Source organism: [Phormidium] sp. LEGE 05292 (genome assembly GCF_015207735.1).
In the GTDB taxonomy this organism is placed as follows: Bacteria; Cyanobacteriota; Cyanobacteriia; order Cyanobacteriales; family Aerosakkonemataceae; genus Floridanema.
Map to the genome: position 1 here is coordinate 1 of NZ_JADEWG010000196.1, position 10,091 is coordinate 10,091.

Below are 10,091 nucleotides of genomic sequence, written 5' to 3' on the forward strand. Positions count from 1 at the left end.
TCTTCTTAGGTGCATGGCCTGTAGTGGGAATCTGGTTCACCGCTCTGGGTGTGAGCACAATGGCTTTCAACCTCAACGGTTTCAACTTCAACCAATCTGTAATTGACTCACAAGGTCGGACAATTGGAACTTGGGCAGACGTAATCAACCGTGCTGGTTTGGGTATGGAAGTAATGCACGAGCGTAACGCTCACAACTTCCCTCTCGACTTGGCTTCTGCTGAAGTTGCTCCTGTTGCTTTGAGCGCTCCTGCAATCAATGGCTAATCAGGTCAATAGTTAACAAACAGCGCTCTCTTTCATGGGGGCGCTGTTTGTTTTTTGGGGTTTTCTGAGTTTCGGCTGTTCTGCGTTTAAATTTCTACCTTCTGCTATAAATGCTCATATTCACTAACCCTCTAGAAATTCCTTGCCTTGACCTTAATGTAAAAGGGTAAAAAATTTAACTTTTTATTTTATTTATAATGAATTAAAAAAAGGAGTAATTATGTCTACAATTATTTGGGAACAAGGTAGCAATAACCCGGAAAATGCGGATAATTTTGCTATTATCAAACAATGGTTTACTAATCTCAATAGCAAAGAAATCACTTGGAAACAGCGATTACTTCCCCCTAATGGTGATGTGCGAGAAATTGATTGGGAAGCACAACGTTTTGATGAAAAGTTTATCATTTTTAATTCTGATATTAGAGGAATTACTCTTTATTGGCAAAAACCTGATTCACCGCAAGAACGTAACACTACACCATCTAAGTTAGAGTTAGATAACCTCAAACAACAATTATATGTTTACCCACAATCACAAAAAGATGTGGTGATTCGTTTAGCTTTACCGGAAATAATTTATCAAAAATTTCAGATGGTAAATCCGCAGGTAGAAGTTAGTAAATTGGGTGAAAATAATGTGCTTATTTTCCGGGATGATAAGCAACAAATAGAAGTAAAAGTAGCTCTTAGTCGCGAAAAAAGCTATGAATTAAAACAACAATTGTAATCTCACATCTTAGTTAATTACCCCTGTTTAATTTACTGTAGAGACGTTTCATGAAACGCCTCTACAATTTGACTTTAAGAGCCGCTGTTACCAGAGGAATTGCTACTAGTTGAACTGTTGGTAGAACGTTTTACTGTTGGGGTACGTCTAGTTCTATTAGTATTAGAAGTTTCTACCGTAGTAGTGCGCCTGGTGCTAGAAGTATTACCAGAATGACTAGTATTTGAATGTCTTAGAGACTGAGTTTGTCTGCCACTATTGTTATTAGTTGGTTTTCTGGTAGGAGTAGTTTGTCTTCTTTGGATAGTAGTTTCGCTAACTACATAAGGTGAAGAAATATCAGCGACTTCTCCGGTACTTACTAAGGCGCGATAAATTAATGCTGCGACTTCGGCTCTTGTTGCTGCTCGTTGGGGATTTAAAGTGCGAACATAAGGGTAATTTACCACTATATTTCGTTCTGTGACTGCGGCGACTAAAGTACGATCGCTCTTCGGAATACTAGCACCATCGGTGTAGACACGCAAAGTTCTTTCAGTAGCCACAGTAGGAGCATAATTCAATCCTTTAGCTAAAGCTACCAAAACATCTAAGCGAGTAATCTTTTCATCTGGGCGAAAATTCCCCCGACTATCAGCATCTAAAAAGCCCATTTCGTAAGCTTCTCGAATTGCTGGATATGCCCAAAAATTAGTAGCAACATCCTTGAATGCAACTACTTCTCGCTCTTTGTCTTGATTAAAAGCGCCAGTAATAATGATGGCAAACTCTGCCCTAGTTAAAGATGCTGTCGGGCGATATAAACCATCGGGATAACCTTGAATGACTCCTTTTTCTGCCAATCTGCCAATAAAATTTCTTGCCCAGTAATTTGTGGGTACATCGGGAAAACTGGCTTGAACTTCCGTGTTAGTTGATTGAGTATTAACGCGAGTTTGTTCGGTAGTTGGGGAAGTTGTGGCAGTTGTGGATTGAGTTGAACTAGCTGCGGTTTGTGAATTTAAATTAAAAGTAGATTGGTTGTTAGCAGCTACATTCACAACTGGTTTTTGTGAACCGGGAACAGCAGTAAGAACTGGGGGTAAATCTGCGGGAAAAATAGTGATTTGTTGAGCTTCCATTGCTCTAACTGCACTGGAAAAAGCTCCGGTTTCTGGTGGTACTGGTAATCCTGCAACTTGATACCAAGTTTGATCGATTCCTTGGGTATCTCTGAGGAAAACTACAGTTTCTTGACTTGGTGTTGGGCCAGTAATATTGGTGTAGAAATCGTAAGTAGTTGCACCTGCGTCAATGGCGGCATTTTCGTCAACATCTACGCCGTAAACAGTGCGGACGATGCGCGAAACTATGGGACGATTGCCGAGAATAATGTTAACTGAAGATTTTTGGGGTAGGACTTCAAATTCGGTAAATCCTATCAAGCGATTCTGATAATTATACAAGCGAACGACAATGCGATCGCCTGGATTTACTCCCCCAACAAACTTCGCTCTTTGATTTACTTGGTAGCGGTAATCTCCGATATATCTTTCCCTAGCATAATTGCTGTCTTTCGACATAGCTGAAATCCGGGCAACTACTTCTGATAAATTAGCCGCAGGTTGCCAAATTGCCAGGGTAAATTCTCCTGTACCTTTTGCTGGAGTTTGCCGACTCATCGTAGTAGTAGATTGCCTTTGGGTACGGGTGACAGTTCTTTGAGGAGTACTGATTTGCGTAGTAGTTTGAGTAGTTTGACGACTGGCGCTAGTAGTTGTTTGCCCTTCTGTTGGCGCAGCAGTCTGACGACGCACGTTAGTAGTAGTTTGCCGTTGCGTGCGGGTTGCAGTTCCTTGAGATGTGCGGGTAGTTGGAGTAGTTTGCGCTGGCGTTGATGTAGCCGCTGACTCAGCAGTTTCGGTAGACGTAGCGGGACGATTGGCAAAATTCTGAGTCGCAATGGCATCCAACTTCACCAAAGAACCAGACATATTACTGCGATAAACCCAGCGTTGCGTCGCACTCCCCACTACAACTTCCCAACCGGGAACTTTTCCTTCCGCGCAAGGAACCCCAGGGCTACTAATTCCCAAACAACCATTTGCCCAAGTTTGCTGTTCTGCTGCCACAATTTTTAAAGCAGAAGCTTCAATTCCCGTCTGTTGGGACAAATTTTGAATTACTGCATTGCTAACCGCTTCGGGAACTGGGGCGTTGTTATTGATTACCCTTTGTCTTCTCGTGGGTTTTTGGGCTAAAATTAATTGATATGCTGCCGGATTTTGACTAATCCGTTGTTCTTGGTTACTTTTCTCTGCAATTTGACCACTAACTGCTGACAACCGACTTTCTTGTGCATTAGCGGCTGTTTGGATAATTACCAAACTGGCAGAAGCAAAAACCAACCTGCCTAGTAAAGTTAAAAAACCTTGATTCATGACTCTCCTCTGCCACCCTCAGACAAAACTGTTTGAGCTTAATTCCTTAAGTAAATGTTCCTAAATATAATCCCTGCAAATCTCGACATAATATCATATAAGAGATAATACTTTACGAAACTTCATAAAGACCCTGTGACAACTCAGCAGTTAAGGAAAGCCAGCCAGTTAGAAAAACTCACCTGGCATTGGCAAGGCTACAAAATCCAATACACCGTAATGGGTAGCGGTCGTCCGCTATTACTGTTGCATGGTTTTGGCGCTTCTATTGGACATTGGCGACAAAATATTCCCGCGTTAGCCGCAGGTGGTTATCGAGTTTTTGCTTTAGATATATTGGGGTTTGGTGGTTCAGATAAGCCAGCACTGAACTACAGTTTGGAACTTTGGCAAGATTTAGTTAAGGATTTCCACGCTTCGCACATTCAGGAACCTACCATATTTGTGGGTAATTCGATCGGGGCTTTGCTCAGCTTAATGGTAGTAGCAAATCATCCCGAAATTGCTGCGGGTGCTGTTTTAATTAACTGTGCGGGAGGATTAAATCATCGCCCAGATGAATTAAATCTGCCTTTGCGGTTCATCATGGGAACTTTTACTAAGTTAGTAAGTTCGCCCGCTTTTGGCCCGTTCATATTTAATATGATTCGCCAAAAACACCGCATTCGCAACACTTTAAAGCAGGTTTATATTAACGCTGATGCTGTTACAGATGAATTAGTTGAGATGCTTTATGAACCTTCTTGTGATGTGGGTGCCCAAAAAGTTTTTGCTTCAATTTTGACTGCACCTCCTGGCCCAAGTCCAGTTGAATTGTTGCCAAAAGTTCAGCATCCTTTGTTAGTGCTTTGGGGCGAAAAAGACCCTTGGACACCAATTAAAGGGGCAGGAATTTATGAGCAATTGAGTAAAAATGGGCAAACTTTAAAGTTTATTCCCATTCCTAATACTGGTCATTGTCCTCATGATGAAAAGCCAGAACTTGTCAATCAATTAATATTAGATTGGTTGGCTATTAGAACAAGAATAATTTAAAAAACACTGCCGATTCGAGTGAGGGAACTATAAGAAAAGTATCCGATGGGCTATTGCAAGCCTAAATATATCGCCAGAAAGTTGCACTCTCATGTTGTGGCAAAAGAATAGGACTGACTAGATTAATAGCCAGTTCGAGGGAAATCTCATGCGTAACTTGTTTCTTTTCTGTTTGGCTTTGGTTTTAGTCCTGGGAGCGGAAATTGGGCATTTTCTGATGCCGTCAGGATTGAGTGCGACTGGAGATGCCGGAATAGGGAGGGTAGCTGACTTGATATCTTTTGAATCAACTGACAGCAATGCAGTTGAAGTCGATGGTATCCGCTTTGAAATTTTGGTGCCGGAACGGGTATGGCTTATCCCAACTAAACAGTTAGGTGATGAGGCTCCTGTGAAGATTGGCATTCGTATTACGAACCAAAAGCAAACTGCCATTCGCTTTACCCGCTTTGATCCTCAAGTTGTTCTTGGCTTAGAAATAGCGGGAGCGGATGGGCTACCTCTAATACGAAAAGGAGGTAGAGATATGCTCACCGAGGCTAGCTATGAGCAACTTGCTTGCCCATTAGTGCAGCCAGGAGAGAGCGTAACCTTTTTTCTGGATGCCAATCTCTACTGGCGGAATAATTTGCTTCAACTCGGAGGTTCTGATGAATTAGGCGGTGGCTGGTATTTTGAAGCTCTTAAGCCTGGTACTTACAAGGTTCGCTTGTTGTATGGTAATTCTAGCTCGGTGGCGAGCTGCTATGACCCAACTCAAAACCCGAAAACAAGAGTACCAGACATACTACAAGGACTCTGGGTAGGTCAAGCAATAACTCCCTTTGTAGAAGTTCGCTTAGTCAATTTTTAAAATTGAAATAGCATCACCATTGCCTTTAGAGGGACTGGGGGACAAGGGGACAAGGAGAATTTTTACTTTCTGCCCCTGCTCCTCTGCTCCTCTGCTCCTCTGCTCCCCTGCTCCCCTGCCCCTGCCTATTTATTGGATTGTTTCACTTGCAGTAATTTGTAATAAAAGGATTTGGAGAAATCGCAAATACCATCTCGTTGAAAGTTGAGAATTGCTTCAATTAGATGATTGATGAATTCAAAATTTGCGATCGTAACTTCGTAACTATATTCAGGGTTCCTATCAAATTGTATCCGACAACGAGTTAAGTCAGTTGGTAAGATACTTTTATTGACAGACCAAGTTGCCACAAAAGAAATGTTGTCACTACCGATAATTTGACGTTCCCCTTCCAAATAAGCTCTTTGATAAAGATTGAGTGCCAAAGGAAGAACGTTACGTTTATTGCTGTGGTAGTAAGGGAGAAAAACGGTGACGATATTTGGCTGGGCTGGTTTTAGTTCTTCAAGTAATTGTGTCATGCTCAGTTCTCTGTTTGCTTACAGGGATAGATATCGTTTATAAGACTAATGGCTGGGAAAGTGCTTGCATTACGCAACTACATTATGTCTGACTTTATAGTAGTTATGCAGCAATAGAAAAACCTCAACAGTATGAAATTATGAAAGTATGAAAATATACTATCCTTTTATCCTCTTTTGGACAGATGAAATACAGTTTTTGCTAAGTCAATGTGGTATTGAAACCGAGTCGAGGTAAAAGCTATGGCTGTTAATAGCAATTCACAAGTCATCAATAATCTAGAGTATGATTTGCTAACTGTATTACAAAATAAATCGGAAGCGATTAAGGCTTATGAAACATATATAAAGGATGCCCAAGAAATTGGATCTGAGCCTTGTGCGGAATTGTTTAAAAAATTGATGGAGTTAGATATGCAACAGGCGCAAGAAATTCGCCATCACCTCCAGGAAGTAATGCAGAAAGGCAAAATGTAATCTAAGATACAGTATTGGACTGGTCGTATAAAAATAGTATGGCTAGTCCATTGTACCTACTGAAACTAAATTACTGACAAGCTGATGTTCTGTAGTAGGCAATATTGTTGTAACTTACAGTAGAAAAAGATTAATCTCAAAAGAAGTTACAGTAGAGATATTGACAAAATAAAAAAAATCTGAAACTATTTCTATTCGTAGAACACAGATGATTTTAAAATAAGATTAGCAGCGATTTGTTGAAAAAAAATCTCAATAAACATATTTATTGGAGTTTTATTTGGATAATTAAAAAATTAAATGTAGCTGATTTATAAGTTAGAGGTAAGGGAGAATTTCAATGTTAGACTACATTTTTTGTACTTTAATAACTTGGATTTTCAAATAAAAAAAGTATTATGGAATAACGACCCCTAGATGATAGATGCCTTACGAGTAGCTGATGGTAAGGTAAGGTTTGTTTTAATCCCAAGCCATCAGCTTCCCCTTTATTGAATAAATTTGGCTACTCTAAACCGATTTAGTAAGGTAATAATAACAGGATCAATAGGGTGTGTCGGTAAATGTTGAGGCTATGTAAGTGAAGATAAATCAGCAGCTATATAAAAGGCTGCTTTTTTGTTAATAAACTAGATTGCAGGTTTAACTAGCTATAAGCTGAGATGGAGTTTGCCGCCATAGTTGTTCTAATTCAGTGGCAGGCATTGTTAAATAGAGAATATCTCCAGTAGTTAAGGCTGTTTCTAATAAATTCCATCCATGAATAGTTTGATTTTTAGTTTCTAGATATAAAGGGACAAAATCAGCTGTCATAGCTGCTTCTTTGACTCGCTTGCCGCAAAAAGGATGTGCGGAAGTGATGGTGGTGGCGAGGGCAACCCAAAGTGTATTTCCTGTCATGCCGTTGCCTAAAATTCTGCCTCCTAAAGCAGCGGCGGCAAAGGCGGGGGCGGCTAATTCGGTGGGACTAAATACAGCGTCAAATTCAAAGACTTGCTGAACTGTGGAAGCAAATTGGGGGTCTTGGTTTCGCACTACTACGGGTAGTTTGGAATTAATTCCTTTAGCACTTAAGGCGATTTCTAAGTTGGTAATATCGTTGCTGGTTACAGCTAGTAAAGCATTGGCTTTGTTGATGTTAGCAGCTTTTAAACTGGTGGATAAACTAGCATCTCCATGAATTACTGGTACTCCTATGGAACGAATGGTATTTAAAAACCGATTGTTGGGATCTTTTTCAATCACAACTACTTCATGTCCTTGGGAATGGAGTTGATTAACTATTTGCATTCCAATACTACCAAGTCCGCAGATGATGAAGTGATTTTTGGTGGGAACTTGGGCAGCATCCCAAAATTGTTTTAAGCGAGTTCCTAAAACAAAATCGTTGAGTAAGGCGTAAAATATGCCGACGATCGCTGCACCCATTAGCATCATAATTACAGTGAAAAATTTAATAGCTTCTGGGGCGCTTTCTGCGACTTTTTCGTTACCTCCGGCACCTGTAATCAAGCCGACGGTAAAGTACAAGGCATCGGTGATGGTAATTTTTAAGTTGGTTAAAACGTAGGTGGTGGTGGCAAGGAATAGGATGATGAAGAGGATTAGGGAAACAATGGCTAATGCTTGTCCATGTTGTTGAAATCGGCGGAGGTTTGTTAGGAGTTTAAATAGTTTTTGAATTTTGGATTGGCGATGGTTGCGGATGCTGGGTTGGGTGCCGATGATTAGACGATCGCCAACTTGTAATGTTTGTCCATAAATTACTGCGGAAACTAAATCTATTTGACCTTTGACGGGTAAATAATAGATTAACATTCGAGATCGATCGTCCCAAAGTTCGCTTAATTTCCTACCTTTCCAAGGGTGAAATTCGTGGATAAATTCTTCATGAATAGGCCAAGTTTGATTGAAGAGGCGCAGTTGTCCAATGGCACGATTTCCTAATGCAGCAAAGGCAAAGACGGGAGCAACTAAGGCGGCAACGCTAATGGTAAAGTGATCGGGTAAGATTTTATCGAGGCGATCGCCTAAACTAGTATTAAATAGTCGGTTAATAATCCGAATTTGGGGATTCAAAACTCTGGCTTGAGTGAGAATGGCTAAATTTAAAGCTTCGTCACTTGCTGCTAAAACTAAAGTATCTGCTTCATGAATTCCAGCAGAAATTAAAGTAGAAGCTGCTCGCAAATTTCCAATAATTATTGAGTCATCATCGGCAATAGGTTGATGATGAACTCCGATGACAGATGCTCCTTGTTGCTTCAATAATGTATATATTTTATAGCCAGCAGAACTCAAGCCACAGACAATAATCCGGGTTTTCATAGACTTGACCAATGAACACATACCTAAAAGCTATTCTCTAATGCCAGAAGGCAGAAGGCTGAAGGAAAGAAGGTTTTTGATTTGTAGGAGCGGGTTTAGCAATAATCCTTGTCTGTTAACCAACAATTTATCTCCAAAACCCGCTCCTACTGTTACCTGTTTTCAACTGCTTAATCATTATCTGCCGTGCTGTACTAGATAAACTCTTATTTTCTATCTCTGTGGCGTTGCATATTGTAGCTGAAGACACCATAAACTATTTTTGTAACTGAATGTTAATGAAACTTAGCTGAATCTTTCCCGTCTATATCATTAAGTGACTGTGGTAGTTAAAAAATTTATGCACAATTTAATTCGATTTACTACTACTTTAGGTATATTTGCGACGCTATTTATGGCAATTCCCGGATTCACACAAAGCCAATCTACACCGCTAGCGATCCCAAGAACTTCACCGAATAAAAGTTTTAAGGTGACTCGTACTTCGGGAAATTGCCCGCAAAGTATTGGTATTTGGACTTCTACGCGCCAATACGAAGGCGGTGCTGAGATTAGTGCGATCGCTAATACTTTGGCGATCGCTAGTCCCGCTCGTTTAGTGGGTTCAAATAGGAAGTTTGCCGAATTTTCTGCACCGTTAAAAAGTAATTTTGCTTCCTGTGTTGGTAAAACTACTTCTCCAGATGTGACTTTAGATTTTTACAGTTTTCGTTTGCAAAATGGAAGTGTAAATTTCCGTGTGCAATTACCTAAAGATACTCCTGGTGTTCCTTCAGCAATCATGATTAAAAATGTGATTTCTGGTCAACCTGCGGTGCGCTGGGCGGTTGCTGATTAATTGCAGATTATTTTTCAAGTTTCTTAGTTCAAAATAATAGCTCAAGAGTTAGGTAAGACTATGAAAAAATTAACAAGTTCAACTTTAATCCTGGGTATTTTATCTGTTTTTATGACAGCTACTCCGGGTGTTACTCAAAAAAATTCTCAGACAGGAGTGCCGACAATTCCAAGTAATCGCCCAAATGTAACAATTAATGTGAATAAGCGAGCGGGAAATTGTCCCAGCAATATGCAAATTTGGACTTCTTTTCGGAGTTATGAAGGTGGGGGCGAACATACAGTAATTGCTGATATTAGTAATATTGCTAATGGTGCGAGAGTAACTAATTCAGGGGCTAAGTTTGTGGAATTTAGTGCTCCTTTAAAATCGGAGTTTGCTTCTTGTGTGGCAGAAGCTACTTCTGATGAAGAACCTGTATATAAATTTCGATTTAGCAATAAAAATGTGATTTTTCGGATGGATCTTTCTTCCCTTCCTAGTGGTGCGCTAACCAGAATTTCTTATAAAGGTGTGGTGTCTTCGCGTCCGGCGATTAAATGGGCGATCGCAGATTAACTTCTTAGGGGGGATGGGGAGATGGGGAGAAAATTTCAACTAAATCCAAAACTCCCCCCATCCCC

9 protein-coding genes and 1 pseudogene are annotated in these 10,091 nt (G+C 40.4%); 7 read left to right on the forward strand and 3 right to left on the reverse strand.

The features are described 5' to 3' along the window. Window positions 1–266, forward strand: a pseudogene (locus IQ264_RS29120) (photosystem II q(b) protein); the annotation flags it as partial. Window positions 267–486: 220 nt separating this feature from the next. Then, window positions 487–996 carry a hypothetical protein gene (locus IQ264_RS29125; RefSeq protein WP_193985604.1) on the forward strand — a complete coding sequence of 170 codons (510 nt, stop codon included), beginning with the start codon at window positions 487–489 and terminating at the stop codon, window positions 994–996. Window positions 997–1,070: 74 nt separating this feature from the next. Here IQ264_RS29125 and IQ264_RS29130 read toward each other — a convergent pair whose 3' ends face one another. Then, the gene (locus IQ264_RS29130; protein ID WP_193985605.1) at window positions 1,071–3,416 is read right to left on the reverse strand and encodes an S-layer homology domain-containing protein; all 2,346 of its coding nucleotides are present in this window, start codon (window positions 3,414–3,416) and stop codon (window positions 1,071–1,073) included. Window positions 3,417–3,551: 135 nt separating this feature from the next. Here IQ264_RS29130 and IQ264_RS29135 point away from each other — a divergent pair, with 135 nt between their 5' ends. Next, a complete protein-coding gene (locus IQ264_RS29135; RefSeq protein ID WP_193985606.1) occupies window positions 3,552–4,451 on the forward strand; it encodes an alpha/beta fold hydrolase in 900 nt (299 codons plus the stop codon). A gap of 148 nt (window positions 4,452–4,599) precedes the next feature. After that, complete coding sequence (locus tag IQ264_RS29140) at window positions 4,600–5,304, forward strand: hypothetical protein (RefSeq protein ID WP_193985608.1); 705 nt, start codon at window positions 4,600–4,602, stop codon at window positions 5,302–5,304. Between the two features lie 125 nt (window positions 5,305–5,429). Here the strand turns inward: IQ264_RS29140 and ebsA are convergent, their stop codons facing one another. Next, window positions 5,430–5,825 (reverse strand): type IV pilus biogenesis protein EbsA, encoded by a 396-nt coding sequence (gene ebsA / locus IQ264_RS29145; protein WP_193985611.1) that lies wholly within the window; start codon window positions 5,823–5,825, stop codon window positions 5,430–5,432. Between the two features lie 243 nt (window positions 5,826–6,068). Between ebsA and IQ264_RS29150 the strand changes: the two genes are divergently transcribed. Beyond that, window positions 6,069–6,302, forward strand: coding sequence for a hypothetical protein (locus IQ264_RS29150; RefSeq protein WP_193985612.1), 234 nt, complete (start codon window positions 6,069–6,071; stop codon window positions 6,300–6,302). 642 nt (window positions 6,303–6,944) lie between these two features. Here the strand turns inward: IQ264_RS29150 and IQ264_RS29155 are convergent. Then, entirely contained in the window at window positions 6,945–8,630 is a 1,686-nt protein-coding gene (locus IQ264_RS29155; protein ID WP_193985613.1) for a potassium channel family protein, read from the reverse strand. Window positions 8,631–8,970: 340 nt separating this feature from the next. On the opposite strand from IQ264_RS29155, the gene IQ264_RS29160 reads away from it, so the two are divergent. Next, window positions 8,971–9,468 (forward strand): hypothetical protein, encoded by a 498-nt coding sequence (locus IQ264_RS29160; RefSeq protein WP_193985614.1) that lies wholly within the window; start codon window positions 8,971–8,973, stop codon window positions 9,466–9,468. Window positions 9,469–9,528: 60 nt separating this feature from the next. Then, window positions 9,529–10,026, forward strand: a complete 498-nt coding sequence (locus IQ264_RS29165; protein ID WP_193985615.1) for a hypothetical protein — start codon at window positions 9,529–9,531, stop codon at window positions 10,024–10,026. Window positions 10,027–10,091: the final 65 nt, after the last annotated feature.